Origin of the sequence: Glycomyces luteolus (assembly GCF_027622875.1) — a bacterium.
Classification (GTDB): domain Bacteria; phylum Actinomycetota; class Actinomycetes; order Mycobacteriales; family Micromonosporaceae; genus Glycomyces; species Glycomyces luteolus.
This window is the reverse complement of sequence record NZ_JAPZVP010000004.1, coordinates 297,220-313,818: the sequence shown is the minus strand read 5'-3', so window position 1 is coordinate 313,818 and position 16,599 is coordinate 297,220. Positions and strand designations below refer to the sequence as shown.

General features: G+C 69.3%; 15 protein-coding genes and 1 tRNA gene. 9 read left to right on the top strand and 7 right to left on the bottom strand.

The features are described 5' to 3' along the window. Positions 1–12 precede the first annotated feature (12 nt). Both O1R50_RS07085 and O1R50_RS07080 read left to right on the top strand, forming a co-directional pair. Entirely contained in the window at positions 13–786 is a 774-nt protein-coding gene (locus O1R50_RS07085; protein ID WP_270109210.1) for an SDR family oxidoreductase, read from the top strand. A 77-nt stretch (positions 787–863) separates the two neighbouring features. Beyond that, positions 864–1,337, top strand: coding sequence for a GNAT family N-acetyltransferase (locus tag O1R50_RS07080; protein ID WP_270109209.1), 474 nt, complete (start codon positions 864–866; stop codon positions 1,335–1,337). A 40-nt stretch (positions 1,338–1,377) separates the two neighbouring features. On the opposite strand, the gene O1R50_RS07075 is transcribed toward O1R50_RS07080, so the two are convergent. After that, a tRNA-Ile gene (locus O1R50_RS07075) sits at positions 1,378–1,451 on the bottom strand. Positions 1,452–1,823: 372 nt separating this feature from the next. Between O1R50_RS07075 and O1R50_RS07070 the strand changes: the two genes are divergently transcribed. The 4 genes from O1R50_RS07070 to O1R50_RS07055 are packed head-to-tail and all read left to right on the top strand — an operon-like array spanning position 1,824 to position 5,927. After that, a complete protein-coding gene (locus O1R50_RS07070; RefSeq protein ID WP_270109208.1) occupies positions 1,824–3,143 on the top strand; it encodes a branched-chain amino acid ABC transporter permease in 1,320 nt (439 codons plus the stop codon). A gap of 9 nt (positions 3,144–3,152) precedes the next feature. Next, positions 3,153–4,196, top strand: a complete 1,044-nt coding sequence (locus tag O1R50_RS07065) for a branched-chain amino acid ABC transporter permease (protein WP_270109207.1) — start codon at positions 3,153–3,155, stop codon at positions 4,194–4,196. Next, the gene (locus tag O1R50_RS07060; RefSeq protein WP_270109206.1) at positions 4,186–5,082 is read left to right on the top strand and encodes an ABC transporter ATP-binding protein; all 897 of its coding nucleotides are present in this window, start codon (positions 4,186–4,188) and stop codon (positions 5,080–5,082) included. The genes O1R50_RS07065 and O1R50_RS07060 overlap by 11 nt, the downstream gene beginning before the upstream one ends. Before the next feature lie 8 nt (positions 5,083–5,090). Further along, a complete protein-coding gene (locus tag O1R50_RS07055; protein WP_270109204.1) occupies positions 5,091–5,927 on the top strand; it encodes an ABC transporter ATP-binding protein in 837 nt (278 codons plus the stop codon). A gap of 74 nt (positions 5,928–6,001) precedes the next feature. Here the strand turns inward: O1R50_RS07055 and O1R50_RS07050 are convergent, their stop codons facing one another. Beyond that, positions 6,002–7,243, bottom strand: coding sequence for an ABC transporter substrate-binding protein (locus O1R50_RS07050; protein ID WP_270109203.1), 1,242 nt, complete (start codon positions 7,241–7,243; stop codon positions 6,002–6,004). 312 nt (positions 7,244–7,555) lie between these two features. On the opposite strand from O1R50_RS07050, the gene O1R50_RS07045 reads away from it, so the two are divergent. Then, the gene (locus O1R50_RS07045; RefSeq protein ID WP_270109202.1) at positions 7,556–8,668 is read left to right on the top strand and encodes a hypothetical protein; all 1,113 of its coding nucleotides are present in this window, start codon (positions 7,556–7,558) and stop codon (positions 8,666–8,668) included. Positions 8,669–8,758: 90 nt separating this feature from the next. Continuing rightward, the gene (locus O1R50_RS07040; RefSeq protein WP_270109201.1) at positions 8,759–9,676 is read left to right on the top strand and encodes a carbohydrate kinase family protein; all 918 of its coding nucleotides are present in this window, start codon (positions 8,759–8,761) and stop codon (positions 9,674–9,676) included. A 35-nt stretch (positions 9,677–9,711) separates the two neighbouring features. Here O1R50_RS07040 and O1R50_RS07035 read toward each other — a convergent pair whose 3' ends face one another. The 5 genes from O1R50_RS07035 to O1R50_RS07015 all read right to left on the bottom strand — a co-directional run bounded on the left by O1R50_RS07035 (position 9,712) and on the right by O1R50_RS07015 (position 13,916). After that, positions 9,712–10,875 (bottom strand): hypothetical protein, encoded by a 1,164-nt coding sequence (locus tag O1R50_RS07035; RefSeq protein ID WP_270109200.1) that lies wholly within the window; start codon positions 10,873–10,875, stop codon positions 9,712–9,714. An 87-nt stretch (positions 10,876–10,962) separates the two neighbouring features. After that, complete coding sequence (locus tag O1R50_RS07030; protein WP_270109199.1) at positions 10,963–11,472, bottom strand: GNAT family N-acetyltransferase; 510 nt, start codon at positions 11,470–11,472, stop codon at positions 10,963–10,965. A 42-nt stretch (positions 11,473–11,514) separates the two neighbouring features. After that, entirely contained in the window at positions 11,515–12,360 is an 846-nt protein-coding gene (locus O1R50_RS07025) for a glutaminyl-peptide cyclotransferase (RefSeq protein ID WP_270109198.1), read from the bottom strand. Between the two features lie 99 nt (positions 12,361–12,459). Beyond that, a complete protein-coding gene (locus O1R50_RS07020) occupies positions 12,460–13,332 on the bottom strand; it encodes a putative RNA methyltransferase (RefSeq protein WP_270109197.1) in 873 nt (290 codons plus the stop codon). Continuing rightward, positions 13,329–13,916: a TetR/AcrR family transcriptional regulator gene (locus tag O1R50_RS07015; RefSeq protein WP_270109196.1), complete on the bottom strand. Its 588-nt coding sequence runs from the start codon at positions 13,914–13,916 to the stop codon at positions 13,329–13,331. Before O1R50_RS07015 ends, O1R50_RS07020 begins: the two co-directional genes overlap by 4 nt. 141 nt (positions 13,917–14,057) lie before the next feature. Here O1R50_RS07015 and O1R50_RS07010 point away from each other — a divergent pair, with 141 nt between their 5' ends. Then, positions 14,058–16,532 (top strand): glycoside hydrolase family 3 protein, encoded by a 2,475-nt coding sequence (locus tag O1R50_RS07010; protein ID WP_270109195.1) that lies wholly within the window; start codon positions 14,058–14,060, stop codon positions 16,530–16,532. Positions 16,533–16,599 lie beyond the last annotated feature (67 nt).

The window sequence follows — 16,599 nt, the reverse complement described above, 5'->3', positions numbered from 1 at the left end:
AGGCTCGTAGGCATGAACGAGAACCAGACACCCGCCAAGACCGCTCGCAACAGTGTTTCCCTCATTACCGGCGCCAACAAGGGCATCGGATTCCACATCGCCCGCGCCCTCGGCGCGGAGGGCCACACCGTGCTCATCGGCGCGCGTTCGCAGGAGCGCGGCGAGCAGGCCGCCGCAGCGCTCCGGGAGGAGGGCCTGGACGCCCGCTTCCTGTATCTCGACGTGACCGACGAGGCCGTGGTCGCCGCCGCCGCGAAACGGGTCGAGGACGAGTTCGGCCGACTCGACGTGCTCGTCAACAACGCGGGTATCGCGCTGGCGGACGGCGACTGGAACACCAGCGAGCTCACCGTGGCGACGGCCCGGAAGGTGTTCGAGACCAACGTCATCGGGGTCGTCTCGGTGACCAACGCGTTCCTGCCGCTCATCCGCAAGTCGGACGCGGGCCGGATCGTCAACGTCTCCAGCGAGGTCGGCTCGCTCGGCTTCATGACCGGCGACCACGAGTTCGCGGCGATGCAGGGCGGCGCGTACGGCGCTTCGAAGTCGGCGCTGAACATGCTGACCGTGTCCTGGTCCAAGGAGTTGGCGCCCACCGGCATCAAGATCAACGCGATGACCCCGGGCTACACCGCGACCGACCTGAACGGCAACCAGGGCTGGCGCAAGCCCGAGGACGCCGCGAAGGCCGCGGTGAAGCTGGCGCTGCTCCCTGCGGACGGGCCGAACGGCGGCTTCTTCCAGGAGGGCAACGAGTACTTCGCCACCGAAGTGGTCCCCTGGTAGGCACCGGCGTCCGGCCATGAAGCCCGCCCGGCGGGATCGGGCTTGCCCCGGGGCCGGGCCGGGTTTACGCTCCCGCCATGGCCGGACCCGTCATCGCCCCCGCCGAACCCGCTGACGCCGGGGAGATCCTGACCCTCTCGCGCGCCGCGTATGTCAGCGAGGCGCAGCTCAACGGCGACCCGTTCATCCCGCCGCTTACGGAGACGGTGGAGGAGGTTGCGGCGCAGATCGATGCGGTCCACGTCCTGAAGGCGGTCTGGAACGGCCGCATCGTGGGCGCGGGACGGGCGCGCCAGGAAGGCGACGTACTGCATCTGGGCCGGATCGTGGTGGCCCCTGACCTGCAGGGCCGCGGCATCGGTTCGCGGCTGATCGCGGCCCTCGAAGGCCTTGCGGCGCATGGCACTGCGCATCTCGCGCTGTTCACGGGCGCGAAGAGCGAGTCGAATCTGCGCCTCTACCGGCGCCTCGGCTACACCGAATCGCACCGCGCTCCGGGCGGACCGGGCGTCGAACTCGTCCACTTGCGCAAGCCCGCCGGACGCGCATGAGCATAAGGAAGGCCCCGCCAAGCGCGGGGCCTTCGCTCTGTAGGGCAGGCAGGACTTGAACCCGCGACCCAGGGATTATGAGTCCCCTGCTCTAACCAGCTGAGCTACTGCCCCGAGCGGGCAATATCCTCTCACACCGCGTGGCCGGGCGGTGTCCGGAGGGGAAGTCGGGGCGCGGAAAAGGGTATCTGGAACGTCGCGCGGATGTCATCAGTCTCGAATGCGCCCGCAACGGACGTAGGGAACAACAGGACGCAACGAAGGTGGTCGCCGGTAACATCTGAGCCACATTTGCAACGGTTCGATAACGACACCTGCAGTTGTTACTCAGCTCTCCATAAGATCCGAGTCACTCCCGACGTTTCGTGTTTCTCGAACAATCCACGATGCGCGGGTTCCGAAGCCCAAACCTCCCGAGGGGGCCCATTGAGACGTGCAGTGTTGTTGCTGTCGGCTGCGTTCGCCGGCCTGTTGCTGGGGTTGGGGGTGAACAGCAGCGCCACCGCCCAGGACGCCTTCGGCGTCCACGGCACGCTGGAGAACCAGCAGGACGAACCGGTCGCGGGGGTCTCGATCACCGTCGCCGACGCGGCGGGCACCGAGATCGCGACGGTCCAGAGCGCCGAGGACGGCACCTGGGCCGTACCGCTCGACGCCGGCGGGGACTACCTCGTCACCCTGGACGAGTCCACCCTCCCCGACGGCCTGGTCGTGCGCAACGGCAAGCCGGAACTCGAAGTCACCATCAGTTCCGACCGGACCGTGCTGTTCCCACTCGACACACAGGTCGTCGGCGGTACAGACCCCGGCGGGGACGAGCCCTCCACCTCCGGCGAAGAGTCCGGCGAGACCGGCGGCGAGTCGACCGCCGACCCTGAAGCCGCGGAGAACGGCGAGAACCTCGGCGAGATCGAGGACGAGGGCGGCGCCACCCGCGCCGCCAGCCTCCTGGTCTCCGGCCTCCACTTCGGCCTGATGATCGCCCTCGCGGCCGTCGGACTCTCGATGGTCTTCGGCACCACCGGACTCACCAACTTCGCCCACGGCGACCTCGTCACCTTCGGCGGGGTCATGGCCCTCCTGTTCAACCTCACCTTCGGGCTCCCCGTATGGGTCGCGGCGATCGCTGCGGTCCTCCTCGGCGCCGCCTTCGGCTGGGTCCAGGACTGGGGCCTGTGGTCGCGGCTGTTCAAACGCGGCACCGGCCTCGTCTCGATGATGATCATCTCGATCGGCGTGGCCCTGCTCATCCGCTTCGCGACGCTCTTCTTCTTCGGCGGCGAACGCAAGCGCTACGACGAGTACGTGGGCCAGCAGCCCTGGGACTTCGGCTGGCTCGTGATCGCCCCCAAGGAGGTCGTGACCGGCCTGATCGCGCTCGGCGTGTGCATCGCCGTCGGCCTCGCCCTCGTCTACACCCGGCTCGGCAAGGCCACCAGGGCCGTCGCCGACAACCCGTCGCTCGCGGCCTCCACCGGCATCAACGTGACCCAGGTCGTGCGCCTGGTGTGGACCATCGGCGGCGGGCTCGCGGCCATGTCCGGCGTGTTCCTCTCGATCAGCGACGGCGTCAAGTTCGACATGGGCCAGCACCTGCTCCTCATGGTGTTCGCCGCGGTCGTCCTCGGCGGGCTCGGCACCGCGTTCGGCGCGTTCGTCGGCGCGATGCTCATCGGCGTGTTCGTGCAGATGTCGACCCTCGTGATCGCGCCCGAGCTGAAGTACGTCGGCGCGCTCGCCGTCCTCATCATCATCATGCTCACCCGGCCGCAGGGCATCCTCGGCCGCCGCGAGAGAATCGGCTAGGAGAGCGAAATGGATTGGCAGTTCGTCTTCAGCCAGGCGCTCACGCAGGCCATCGGGCCGACGATGCTCGTGTACGCCCTCGGGGCCATCGGCCTCAACCTCCAGTTCGGCTACACGGGCCTGCTCAACTTCGGCCAGGCCGCGTTCGCCGCGGTCGGGGCCTACGGCCTCGCGCTCTCAGTGGCGGCCTTCGGGCTGCCGTTCTGGCTGGGAATCATCATCGGCCTGGGCGCCGCGGTCATCCTGGCCCTGCTCATGGGCATACCGACCCTGCGCCTGCGCGCCGACTACCTCGCGATCGTCACGATCGCCGCGGCCGAGATCGTGCGGCGGCTCTTCCGGGCCACCGTCTGGGCCGAGCACACCGGCGGCTCGGACGGCATGCGCGAGTTCTCCGACCCGTTCTTCGAACTCAACCCGTTCCCCCCGGACGCGACCTGGACGCTCGGCTTCATCTCCATGGACAGCGGGCGCCTCATCGTCGACTTCGGGCTGTTCGACCTCCAGTACTCCAACCGCGACCTGTGGGTCATGGCCGTCGGCTGGGCGCTCATCGCGATCTTCCTGGGGATCCTCGGCCTGCTCGTGCACAGCCCGTGGGGCCGCGTCCTCAAGGGCATCCGCGAGGACGAGGAGGCCGTGCGGAGCCTGGGCAAGAACGTGTTCGCGTACAAGATGCAGGCGCTGGTCATCGGCGGCCTCATCGGCGCGGTCGCCGGGTTCGTGTTCGCGCTCGCCCGCGCCAACGTGCAGCCGGACGCGTTCTCGACCGACTTCACGTTCTACTTCTACATCGTCCTGATCCTCGGCGGCGCGGCCCGGCTCTTCGGGCCCGTGCTCGGGGCGGCCCTGTTCTGGTTCCTGTACAACATCTTCGCGCAGGGCCTGAGCGAGGCGATCAACTCGGGGCTGATCTCGACCGACATCATCAACCAGACGCAGGTGGGGCCGCTCGTGTTCTTCCTGCTGGGCCTCGGCATGGTCCTGCTGCTGATCTTCCGGCCGCAGGGGATCCTCGGCAACCGAAGGGAGCTGATGCTCGATGTCCGATGAAGCGCAGCCAGAGACCGAACCGGAAGCGCCGGTGGGCAACGCCAGAGCGGGCATCACCGCGGCGCGCGCGTCCCTCGCGGACGTGCCGCCCGAACCCGGTGCGCCCAAACAGGATCCGATCCTGAAGGCCACCGGCGTGCGCCGCGCCTTCGGGGGCCTCGTCGCCGTCGACGTGCAGCACCTGGAGGTCCAGCGGGGCACCATCACGGCCCTCATCGGGCCGAACGGCGCGGGCAAGACCACGTTCTTCAACCTGCTCACCGGCTTCGACCGGCCGAGCCGGGGCGAGTGGGTGTTCGACGGCCGCCGCGCCGACCGGATGCGCTCCTACCAGGTGGCCCGGGCGGGCATGGTCCGCACGTTCCAGCTGACGAAGGCGCTCACCCGCATGACCGTCATGGACAACATGCTCATCGGCGCCGCGAACCAGGTCGGCGAGCGGTTCTGGGCCGGCCTGATCCCTCCCGTGTGGAAGGCCCAGGAGGCCGCGAACCGCGCCAAGGCCATGGAGCTGCTCGAGCGGTTCAAGCTCATCGACAAGCGCGAGGACTACGCCGGAGAGCTCTCCGGCGGCCAGCGCAAGCTCCTCGAGATGGCCAGGGCGCTCATGCTCAATCCGAAGATGGTCATGCTCGACGAGCCGATGGCCGGGGTGAACCCGGCTTTGAAGCAGTCGCTGCTGGAGCACATCAAGGACCTGCGCGAGGAAGGGATGACGGTCCTGTTCGTGGAGCACGACATGGACATGGTGCACGAGATCGCGGACTGGGTCGCCGTGATGGCGGCCGGGCAGCTGATCACCGAGGGCACGCCGGACCAGATCTCGGCGGACCGGCGGGTCATCGACGCGTACCTGGGCGCCCACCACGACGCGGCTCAGCGTTAGGAGACGACATGAGCGACAACGAGACTGCGGTCGGCATCGGGCCGACGGGCGTGCCCCTGGAGGACGTGCCCGAGTCGGACACCGAGGTGTGCTCCCGCGAGGGGCACCTGGCGGCCTCGCAGGAGGCGCTGCTGCGCGCCGACGAGGTGACGGCCGGGTACCTGCCCGGCGTGTCGATCCTCAACGGCACGGACCTGTACGCGAACGAAGGCGAGCTGGTGGGCATCATCGGCCCGAACGGGGCCGGGAAGTCGACGCTGCTGAAGGCGATGTTCGGGCTGGTGGGCATCACCTCCGGCAAGGTGACCCTGCGGGGCCAGGACATCACGAACCGGAGGGCGCACCAGCTGGTGCCGCTGGGGGTCGGCTTCGTGCCGCAGACGAACAACGTGTTCGCGGCGCTCACGGTCGAGGAGAACCTCGAGATGGGGGTGTTCCTGCGGCCCAAGGCGTTCAAGGCGCGGTTCGACTTCGTGACGGACCTGTTCCCGATCCTGGGCGAGCGGCGCGCGCAGCGGGCCGGTTCGCTCTCGGGCGGCGAGCGGCAGATGGTGGCGATGGGCCGGGCGCTCATGATGGAGCCGACGGTGCTGCTGCTCGACGAGCCGTCGGCGGGGCTGTCCCCGGCGATGCAGGACGAGGTCTTCTTCAACACCAAGCAGATCAACCAGACCGGTGTCACGGTGGTCATGGTCGAGCAGAACGCCCGGCGATGCCTCCAGATCTGCGACCGGGGCTACGTGCTGGACCAGGGCCGCAGCGCCTACACCGGTCCGGGCGAGAGCCTGATCGACGATCCGAAGGTGGTCGAGCTGTACCTGGGCACGCTGGGGAAGGCTCGCTAGAACACGGATAAGGCGATGCCCCCGGGGTCCTGTGGTCCCCGGGGGCATCGCCGTTTCAGAAGGAAACCGGTGCTCTACTCTTCGAGGTCGCCGAAGCGGTACTCGAGGTTCACGAAGGTGTTGTCGGCCTGGTACTGGAAGACGCCGATGGTCGCGGCGGTGACGTCGCCTTCAGGCGAGAACTCGATGGGGCCGGAGTAGCCCTCGTAGTCGATGTCCTCGCCGTCCTCCAGCAGCTTGGCGCATTCGGTGTAGCCGTTGCACTTGGTGCCCTCGCGGCTGACGTCGATCAGGTTGTCCTTGATGGTCTCGGAGTCGACCTTGCCGCCCTGGAGCGCGGCGAGGGCCGCGAGCACGGTGGCGTCGTAGGACTCGGGGCCGTACGTGAAGTCGACGAGCTCCGGGTCCACCTCGAGGAGGCGCTCCTGGATGCCGGCGGTGTCGGCGCCCGGGTAGGTGCCCTTGGCGCCCTCCATGAAGCCCGCGGGGAACTGCTCGCCGTAGTTGGAGAGGTTGCCGTCGACGAGGTACCAGCCGAGGTCCTGCGCGCTCATGTTCTCTTCGGCGAGGGCCGGGGCCAGGTTCACGATCTCGTTGAAGGTGATGAGGACGACCGCGTCGGCGCCGGAGTCGGCGACCTTCCCGACCTCGGCCGAGAACTCGGTCGCGGACGGGTCGTACACGATCTTCTCGACGACGGTGCCGCCGAAGTCCGTGAAGTTCTGCTCCACGGCGTCGGCGAGGCCGGTGCCGTAGGAGTCCTGGAGGGCCAGGATGGCGATCTTCTCGTGGCCGTCGGCGATGATCGTGTCGGCCAGGACGCGGCCCTGGAGGACGTCCGAGGGCGCGGTGCGGAAGTAGTAGTCGCCGTTCGCGTACGTGGTGAACTCGGGCGAGGTGTTCGCCGGCGAGATCTGGACGATCCCCTCCTGGTAGAGCTTGTCGATGAAGCTGAGCGACACGCTGGAGGAGGCGGCGCCGATCACGGTGTGGACGCCCTGGCGGATGAGCGCGTCGGCGGACTGGCTCGCGATCTCCGAGGTGGTGTCGCCCGAGTCCTGGTGGATGACGGTGGCGTCGCAGCCGAGCACGCCGCCGGCCTCGTTGATCTCCTGGATGGCGAGGTCGACGCCCGCGAACTCCGGCGGGCCGAGGAACGCGAGCGAACCGGTCTGCGGCAGGATCGTGCCGATCTTCAAGCCGTCGCTTTCGCAGTCAGTGCCGCCTGATCCTGAATCTTCGCCGCATGCGGTGAGCGAGAGCGCTGTGATACCCGCTGTGGCGACCGCCAGCAGTGCTCGGGGAAAGCGAGACATGGTTGCTCCTAGTTTCTGTTCGAGAGGACCAGCAGGAGATATTGGAGGTTGCGTGATCCGAGTTACACACTATGGCAGTGGTGGTGGTGATGACATGTGTCGTGACCACACCCGATCCTGTTTGTGATGCGTCCGTGACCTTCTCGAACAGGTATTGCAATCGCAGGTCGCCCGTGTTGCAGCCCAGAGTCGTCCCCGCCCAACGTTTCCCGGCGGTTCCCCCGCCCGGGGGAGCACGGACGCCCCTGTGAGGGGAGCGCGGTCGCCCCCGCGCGGGAGGAAACGAGCCTCCGAAACCGCGAATCTGAACGCATGACAACGACAACGCCGCTCCCCCGGCCCACCCGCCTCTCGCGACTGACCGCGATCGCCGCCTTCCTCTGGTCGCTCCTGGCCCTCCCGATCGGGCTCTGGCAGCTCCTCGACCCCGAGCACGGCCCCTACGCGCACGACCTCTACGACCCCACGATCCCGCTCCCCGCAGCGGTTCCCGACTGGACGGCGCCGGCCGCGCTCATCGCCGCCGGCATCGGCGGGCTCCTCATCGCCAGGGCCCGGCCGAGCCTGTGGCCGCTCACCGCGCTCTACGCGGCGGTCTTCGGGCTGCTGCTCACCACCATCACACCGATCTCGTTCGCCGGGTACCTGGCCGCCTTCCTGATCCCGATCGCGGCCGTCGTCGTCCCGGTCCTGCTGGCGCGCGGCACGATCGCGCGCATGGTCACCGCCGCCGCGATCGCGGCGGTCGTCGTCGGCCTCGGCGTCACCGGAGTCGTCGACTACGCCGCCGTAGGCGCATTCGCGGCGGACCTCGGCGGCACGATCGCGGCGATGAGCGGCTACCTCTTCGCCCAGGTCTGGACCGTCGCGGGCGCCGCGATCTGGACCGCGCTGACACTCCAGCTGCTCCTGCGGCGCCGCGACGGCGAGCCCGTCCCCGCCTGGCTCGCCCCTGAGAACGCCGCCAAGTGGGGCCGGGTCGCGGCCTGGACCGCCTTCGCGTGCGCCCTCCCCTACGGCCTGGTCCGCATGAGCTGGCTGACCCCGTGGCCCTACATGGGCGGTCCGCTCGGCGACGAACTCGACCTGACCACCCGCGTCTGGGGCCTGCTGCTCGGCTTCGCCGCGCTCGGCGGCGGCGTGCTGTGCCTGGGCCTGAGCCAGCGCTGGGGCGAGCGCTGGCCGTTCTGGATGTTCGCGGTCAAGGGGCGGCCGGTGCCGCCGATGATCGCGATCGTCCCGGGCGCGATCATGGCGGCGGTGTTCACGTTCATGGCAGTGCCCATGGCGGCGACGGGAATCCGCCAGGGCGCCTACGACATCGTCTGGTCGTTCCCGTTCTGGCTCTGGGGTCCGGCCCTCGGAGCGGCGACGCTGGCCTACGCGATCCGGCGGGGCAAGGTCGGGACCGGAGTGGTCCGATAGCGGCTTGACCGATGGCGGGGCTCGACCTAAGGTCGAGTCCTGCAATCCATTCCAGATAATCCTGCAAGTTCTTGCAAAGGAAGCCAACACATGCTCGACATCCTGGTCGTCGGCGGCGTCGGCGTCGACACCATCGTGCGCGTCCCCGAGATCGCGATCGGCGAGGGCGACTCGCTCGGCGTGGAACCGATCTACGACTACGTGGCGCACACCGGCAACGGGGTCGCGCTCGGCTGCCTCCACCTCGGCCTCGCCACCCGCTTCATCGACTACATCGGCGACGACGAGCAGGGCCGCCTCGTCCTCCGCCACTACGAAGAGCACGGCCTGGACTTCCGGCACCTCATCTCCCCCAACGGGACCTCCCGCTCGGTGAACCTGGTCGACGCGGGCGGGCGCCGGTTCTCCTTCTACGACTACCGCCACGACGGCGACCTGCGGATGCCCGCCGAGTTCTTCGGGCCGCACGTGGCCGACACCCGGCACGTGCACGTCTCGATCCCGAACCACACCCGGGACGTCCTGGCCGCCATCCCCGAAGGCGTGACGGTCTCGACCGACCTGCACGGCTGGGACGGCGAGGCCGAGCACCAGAAGGCCTTCGCGCAGCGCGCCGACCTGGTGACCATGTCGGCCGCGAGGCTCGGCGGGGACCCCGAGAAGGCGATGCGCTGGGTCCTCGACAACGGCCGCGCCTCAATCGTGATCGCGACGGACGGCGAGCACGGCGGGTACGTCCTGGAGCGCGGCGGGTCCCTCGAGCACTACGACGCGATCGACCCGGTGCGCGAACTCGGGTGGACCGACTGGGCGCCCGTGGACTCCAACGGCGCGGGCGACGCGTTCGTCTCGGGGATGCTCTGGGCGCGGGCGCAGGGCGGGGACCTCGCGATGGCGCTCGACGCGGGGCGCGTCGCGGGCGCGTACGCGTGCCGCACGAAGGGCACCAGCACGGCCCTCATCTCGACCGAGCTGATGACCGAAAGCCTTGCGGCGCTGAGGAAGTAGCGGGAGCGGCCCCGGTACCGCGCCGGGGCCGTCCGCTAGCCCGCGGGCTTGTTGGCGGTCATGGCCTTCGCGCGGGCGATCACGTCGTCGAACGGCGAGGGATCGACCGGGGCCGGGGGCATCACGTCGCGCCGCTCGGGCTGGACCACGAGCATGAACAGGCAGCCGACCACGGCCGCGACGACCGGCGCGCCGAGGCCGATCTCGGCGGCCGGCCAGAGCCCGGTGACAGCGCCGGTCGCGATGAGGAACGCGGCCCAGACCGGCACCGCCCAGGCCCCGGCCAGCACCAGCAGGTCGCGGCGGCGGCGCAGCTCAGGCCGGATGAGCCAGACCAGGAAGTCGAGCCACGCGCCCGAGAGCAGGAAGATCCAGACGTACCCGCCGTATTCGAAACCGGAGTAGGCGCCGGCCATGACGGCCGGGTACGCGAACGCGACGGTGAAGAACCCCAACGGCAGCCGGAACCTGCCGGTCATGAGCACCGCCAGCGCGAGCACGAGCACCGTGGTGAACACGATGCCCGCCACTGGGAAGCCCTCGAAGACGTTGGGGCCCTGTAGGGCCGCGCCCACCGCGTACGGCGAGTTCGTGTGCGGCACCAGGTAGGCGAGGAAGAGCACCAGCGCGGTCGTGATGTACCCGAGGGAGAGCGCGGGCGCGGCCATGCGGGCTTCGAGCGGGATCGGCTCCGGTTCCACGGCGAGCGCGGCGCGCCGCCAGGCCGAGAGCAGGGGCGCGGCGACGACGAGGACGCCGCCCGCGGCGAGTGTGAGATGCGAAGGGCTGAAGAGGATCGCGAGGTTCGACTCGACGCCGAGCACTTCGTGCCAGATCATGTCGGCGATGCCGGAGACGATGAAGAGCGGCACGCCGATCACGGCGGGACCGTAGCCGTGCGGGACGGCGGCCATGCCGGTGCGGCCCTCGGCGCGGTGGGCGCGGACGAAGATCCAGGCGATCCAGGCGGCGGTGACGAAGAAGCCGGTGTAGAAGGCCAGGTGCCACCAGGTGAAGAACGATTCGGCCCAGCCGCGGGCGTGGGCGTTGACGTCGAGGATGAGGCCGCCGAAGAACCACGCGGAGAAGGCCGCAGTGGTGAGGTCCTGCCACCAGGTGGCGTAGGCGCGGGGCTGCCGGGAGTCGGTCAAGAGGTGCATCTTGTACTCCAGCAATCGGTCCAGGGGTGTGATGGCCATGACCTCATCATGGCCTACCTGAACCTTCCGCGCAATTCCCGCTTTCGCGACCGGTCTGTTCACTCAGGACGGTTCGTGCGCGGTTCGCTACTCACTGGGGCGCTTCAGTGTGAGGACCTTGGTGACGGTGCCGTCATCTTCGGGCTTGTCGCGGACGTGCTCGAAGCCGAGCTTCGCCATGACCGCGAGCGAGCCGGTGTTCTGGTCGGCGACGGTGGCGTGCACTTCCGCGAGGGCGAGCTTCTCGAACCCGTAGGCGCAGATCGCAAGGGCCAGTTCGGTGCCGAGCCCGCGGCCCCAGGCGCGGTGCGCGAGGGCGTAGATGAGCTCGTGGCCGCCGGACTCCTCGGTGGGCTTGATCTCAGCGTGGCCGATGAGGCCGCCGTTCTCGCGCACCGCCCAGACGTCGAACTTGTCGAGGTCGTAGACGTGCGTGAAGACGCGGTGGAACAGCGCCCTGTTGGCCTCCTCGGGCTCGGGTCCGTCGCCCATCCACTGCGAGACGCGCGGGTCGCCGAAGAGCGCGACGAAGTCCTCCTCGTCCGCTTTCACGTACGGTTCGAGGACGAGGCGGTCGGTGCGCAGGATCGGCGTCATAGCCGGGACGCTACCGCAGTCCCGGCCGGCGGCGAAACGGGTTTAAGGCCAGGTGAAGCGAACCAGGAAGAGCTTGGGCCAGTGCTTGCCGGTGAGGTAGAAGGCGCCTTCCTCTTCGGCGGCGGCGATGCCGTTGAGGACGTCGGCACCGGCCGAGTCCTCCTCGGGGAGGAGCCCGGTGGCGTCGACGCGGGCCTCGATATGGCCGGTCTCCGGGTCGATCGCCAGGATGTCGTCAGTCTGCCAGATGTTCGCCCACACGAGCCCGTTGCTGCATTCGAGCTCGTTGATCGAGAAGACCGGATTACCGCCGGTGTCTTCGACTGCGACCGTTCCGGTCGCTTCGAAGGTGGCCGGATCGCGGAACGTCAACTTGTCGGAACCGTCGCTCATGATGAGCCGTTCGCCGTCGTAGCAGATCCCCCAGCCTTCGCCTTCGTATTCGACGGTCTCGACGATGTCGAGTGTCTCGAGGTCGCGTTTGTAGGCGCGGTGCTCCTGCCAGGTGATCTGCCAGATCGCATCGTCGGTGAGGGTGAGGCCCTCGGCGAAGTCCTCCGCGGGAAGGTCTTGAGAGGCGAGCACCTCACCGGTTTCGGGGTCGGTGATGCGCACGTCCGACTCGCCGTAGAGCCCGGCGCTCTCGTAGAAGACGGTGCCGTATTCGGGGTGCTCGCCGAGCTCCAGGCCCTGGGTGAACGAATCGGGGTCGTGGTCGTAGGCCTCGAGGACTTCGATCGTGCCCTGCAGGTTCGAGTCCTGGTCCGGGATCTCCCAGCGCTCCGCCTCATCGGCGGCGGCGTCGCCGGTGCCGCATCCAGCCAGGGCGAGCAGTCCGGTCGCGCCGAAGGCCAGGCCGCGCCGCGCCGCGCGTTTCTCATCGAACACTGATCTCATCTCCAGCCGGTTCATGGGTGCTGGTTCGTACCGTACTGGTCAAGGCAAACGAGGACAAGTATTCGAACCGATGCAAGAAATTGATTTCCGTCAATGCTTCTTGCGCCAACGGGTCACGTCCGCCGCGACATGGACTTCGATCTTCTCCGGCAGTGCGGCCACAGCCGCGGCGAGTTCGGCGGCGTCGAGGTGGCGGGCGCTCGGGCCCATGCTGACGAGTCGCAGCACCTCGTTGTGTCCCAAGCCGATCGAATACTGAATGTCGTCGGTCCGCTCGGCCTCGAAGAGGGTGCCGAGCTGGTCGGCGGTCCGCTGCGGTTTCGCGGGGTCGACGCTCAGCAAGTCCAAGGCGTCGACGAGTTCGCGCAGGTGGTCCTGCCGGGGGGTGAGGACCACGAGTGCTCCTCGTGGGTGGAGTACGCGCGCGATCTCGTCGGCGTTGCGGGGGGCGAAGACGTTGAGGACCGCGGCGGCCGCGCCGTCGCGGATAGGCAGTCGCTGCCACGCGTCGGCGAGCACCGCGGCGAGGCGCCTCTGAGTTCCGGCGTCTCGCCGCGGTTCGCTTTCAGGAATCACGCGCTTGGCGCAGCGCCGCAGCGCGTACTTCGAGGTGTCGAGGCCGATGCCCTCGCGCGACGGATCGGCCGCCAGCGCGGCGGCGAGGTAATGCCCTGTGCCGCAGCCTGGTTCGATGATCACACCGGGCGCATCCGTGAGCGAGGCCTCGGCGACGGCCGCCATGAGCGGGTCGTAGACGCCCGAGTCGAGGAAGTCCTCACGCGCGGCGACCTGTTCGGCGGTGTCGCCAGTGGTGGCGTTCGATCCGGGTGCGAGCAGCGGCGCGTAGCCCTGCTTGGCGAGGTCGAAGGAGTGCCCTTCGGGGCAGGACAGGCGCCGGTCGGCCTGGTCGAGCGGTTGCGCGCAGTTGGGGCAGGCCAACGCGTCGAGGGCAGGCAGGTTCATTGGGCCGCTTTCGGATCGAGTAGCCGGACGAAGGCCCTGAACGCTGCGGGCATGTCGAACGACTCGGGCTCGTGGAGCCACTGGAACTGGAGACCGTCCATGATCGCGATGACGAGCGGCGCGGCCTCCTCCGGGGTGAGTCCGGACGGGAGCCGGTCACCCCATTCCTGGCGGAGGGTGGCGGCGAGGGCCACGCGGACGCGGCGGTAGCGGAGCCGGAAGTACTCGGCGGCGGGGTGGTCCTCGGTCACGGATTCGCCGAGAAGCGCGGAGAACGTGCGGACGATCGCCTCGCGGTGCGCGTTCGCCTCCACCACACCCATGGTGGCGGCCATGGTCATCGGCTCGGCGGTGGTGTCGCGGCCGCCGGTGTCGGTGCGTTCGCGGAACTGGATCACGCCGATGAGCAGGGCTTCCTTGCTCGGGAAGTAGTGGAGGAGGCCCTGCTGGGTAAGTCCGACCTTCTCTGCGACGGCGGCGAGGCTGGCGCCCCGGTAGCCGCGTTCGGCGATGACCTCGACGGCGGCCCGCACGATCTCATCGCGGCGGGCCTGGCCGCGGGCGCTGTGCTGCGTGCTCGTCATGGGCGTCTCGAATCTGCGGGGGCGGGTGCCCCGAGCATAGAGGGTAACGGTTAGGCCACGAAATCTACCGATTACTCGGTAAGCGTGCAAGACTTTCCATGCCCCCGGAGATCGATGAGGAACACCGAAAGGAAGGGCGTCATGAGCGACTGGAGCGTTCCGGCCGACAGGCCCGAGTACGACGGGGCCGTCGAAGCGGCCTTGGCGAAGATGGATCTGGAGACGAAGGCCGACCTGCTGGCCGGGCTCGACATGTGGCGGACGATCGCCGTGCCCGAGGCGGGCCTGCGCTCGATGACCGTCTCCGACGGCCCGATCGGGGTGCGCGGCCGCTTCTGGACCGTCGCGGACCCGTCGCTGGCGCTGCCGAGCCCGACCGCGCAGGCCGCCTCGTGGGACCCGGAGCTGGTGCGCCGCATCGGGAACCTGCTCGCGGCCGAATCCCGTCGCAAAGACGTGGACGTGCTGCTGGCGCCCACCATCAACCTGCACCGCTCACCGCTCGGCGGGCGCCACTTCGAGGCGTTCAGCGAGGACCCGTACCTGACCGGGCGCATCGCCCAGGCCTACGTGGCCGGGGTCCAGGAGTGCGGCGTCGGCACCACGATGAAGCACTACGTGGGCAACGACGCCGAGACCGACCGGTTCACTGTGGACAACATCATCGGCGAGCGGACGCTGCGCGAGCTCTACCTGCGGCCCTTCGAGATGGTCACGGCCGCCGTGCGCCCGTGGGGCGTCATGACCGCCTACAACTCCGTCAACGGCCGCACCATGACCGCGCACAAGGAGCTCATGGCGGTCCTGCGCGACGAGTTCGGGTTCGACGGCTTCAACGTCTCCGACTGGGGCGCGGCCCGCCACACCGTCGAGGGCGTCGAGGCCGGGCTCGACCTCGCCATGCCCGGGCCGTTCACCGTCTACGGCGAGCACCTCGTCGCGGCCGTCCGCGAAGGCCGCACCAGCGAGACCTACGTCGACGACGCGGTGCGCCGCATGCTCAAGCTCGCCGCCCGCGTCGGCGCCCTCGAAGGCGTCCGGGCTGCTGCGGACGAGCGGATCGAAGCGATCGCCGACCCCGAGGCGCTGCTGCGCGAGATCGCCCAGCGCTCCTTCGTGCTCGCGCAGAACAACGCCCCCGAAGGCGGGGCAGCGCCGATCCTGCCGCTCCACGCCGACGCGATCCGGAAGCTCGCGCTCATCGGCCCGGCCGCGGCCGAGGCCCGCATCCTCGGCGGCGGCTCCGCCACGGTCTTCCCGACCAACGTGGTCTCCCCGCTCGACGGCCTCCGCGAGGCCCTGGGCGACCGCGTCCAGTACGCGCAGGGCGTGGACCTCTTCGAGCAGATCCGGCCCGCCGGCAGCGACTTCGACCTCAAGGTGCGGCCGATGCGGACCGACGGCACCGAACTGCCCGCCGAGCCGCTCGCGAACGGCGACGTCAAATGGATGGGCTACCTGCCGGGCGGCCTCCCGCGGGACGAGTTCGACCGCGCCGTCCTCGACGGCGTCTTCACCGTCACCGAGACCGGCGACCACGTATTCGGCACTCGGGGCTTCGGCCACCACAAGCTCGTCATCGACGGCGACGTGGTCTTCGACGCCGACCAGTCATACGAGACCGACGACCCGTTCGAGGCGTTCTTCGGTCCCGGCGTCGAGCGCGTGACGCTGCATCTCGAAGCAGGGCAGCGGATCCCGGTCAGGCTCGAATTCTCGCCGTTCTCGTTCCCGCCCGGCTTCCCGCCCTCGGTCCTGTTCGGGCTCATGCACACCGGGCCCCGCCCCGACGAGGACCGGCTCATCACCGAGGCCGTCGAAGCGGCCCGCGCCGCCGACGTCGCCGTCGTCGTGGTCTCCACGACCGCGCTCACCGAATCCGAGGGCTTCGACCGGCGCGACCTGCGCCTGCCCGGCCGCCAGGACGAACTCGTCGCTGCCGTCGCCGAGGCCAACCCGAACACGGTCGTCGTCGTCAACACCGGTTCCCCGGTCGAGATGCCCTGGTCCGACGACGTCGCCGCGATCCTCCTGACCTGGTTCCCCGGCCAGGAGGGCGGACACGCGCTCGCCAACGTCCTGCTCGGCGCCGAACCCGGCGGGCGCCTCACCACGACGTGGCCGCGCCGCCTCGAGGACGCGCCCGTGGTCCAGGTCGTGCCCAAGGACGGTGAACTCCACTACGACGAAGGCATCTTCATCGGCTACCGGGCCTGGGAGCAGCGCGACAGCTTCGAGCCCGCGTACTGGTTCGGCCACGGCCTCTCCTACACCGAGTGGGAGTACGAGGACCTGGTCGTCGACGGCGGCGAGGCGAAGATCCGGGTCCGCAACGCCGGCCAGGTGACCGGCCGCGAGGTCGTCCAGGTCTACCTGGCCCCCGAATCCGGGCTCAACATCGAAGGCGGCATCGAGACCCACCGCCTGGCGGGCTTCGCATCCATCGAGGCGGCCCCGGGCGAGACCGTCGAGGTCACGATCCCGCTCGAGGAGCGCTCGTTCCAGTTCTGGAGCGAGGCGGACCACGCTTGGCGGACAGTACCGGGAGCCTGGGCCGTCGCGGCGGGCCGGAGCGTCGCCGACCTGCGGCTGAGGGCCCTGGTCAAACGGCACTAGAGCAGCGGGGGGGGGGGGGGGGGGGCGGGCCCCCCCCCCCCCCGGGGGGTGATAGGGGGACACAACA

What these genes read in the sequence shown, in the direction of transcription:
- O1R50_RS07065 (WP_270109207.1), top strand. Translation starts at nt 3,153, where the DNA reads ATGGATTGGCAGTTCGTCTTCAGCCAGGCGCTCACGCAGGCCATCGGG.
- O1R50_RS07045 (WP_270109202.1), top strand. Translation starts at nt 7,556, where the DNA reads ATGACAACGACAACGCCGCTCCCCCGGCCCACCCGCCTCTCGCGACTG.
- O1R50_RS07085 (WP_270109210.1), top strand. Translation starts at nt 13, where the DNA reads ATGAACGAGAACCAGACACCCGCCAAGACCGCTCGCAACAGTGTTTCC.
- O1R50_RS07030 (WP_270109199.1), bottom strand. Translation starts at nt 11,472, where the DNA reads ATGACGCCGATCCTGCGCACCGACCGCCTCGTCCTCGAACCGTACGTG.
- O1R50_RS07020 (WP_270109197.1), bottom strand. Translation starts at nt 13,332, where the DNA reads ATGAACCTGCCTGCCCTCGACGCGTTGGCCTGCCCCAACTGCGCGCAA.
- O1R50_RS07060 (WP_270109206.1), top strand. Translation starts at nt 4,186, where the DNA reads ATGTCCGATGAAGCGCAGCCAGAGACCGAACCGGAAGCGCCGGTGGGC.
- O1R50_RS07050 (WP_270109203.1), bottom strand. Translation starts at nt 7,243, where the DNA reads ATGTCTCGCTTTCCCCGAGCACTGCTGGCGGTCGCCACAGCGGGTATC.
- O1R50_RS07040 (WP_270109201.1), top strand. Translation starts at nt 8,759, where the DNA reads ATGCTCGACATCCTGGTCGTCGGCGGCGTCGGCGTCGACACCATCGTG.
- O1R50_RS07035 (WP_270109200.1), bottom strand. Translation starts at nt 10,875, where the DNA reads ATGGCCATCACACCCCTGGACCGATTGCTGGAGTACAAGATGCACCTC.
- O1R50_RS07010 (WP_270109195.1), top strand. Translation starts at nt 14,058, where the DNA reads ATGAGCGACTGGAGCGTTCCGGCCGACAGGCCCGAGTACGACGGGGCC.
- O1R50_RS07080 (WP_270109209.1), top strand. Translation starts at nt 864, where the DNA reads ATGGCCGGACCCGTCATCGCCCCCGCCGAACCCGCTGACGCCGGGGAG.
- O1R50_RS07015 (WP_270109196.1), bottom strand. Translation starts at nt 13,916, where the DNA reads ATGACGAGCACGCAGCACAGCGCCCGCGGCCAGGCCCGCCGCGATGAG.
- O1R50_RS07055 (WP_270109204.1), top strand. Translation starts at nt 5,091, where the DNA reads ATGAGCGACAACGAGACTGCGGTCGGCATCGGGCCGACGGGCGTGCCC.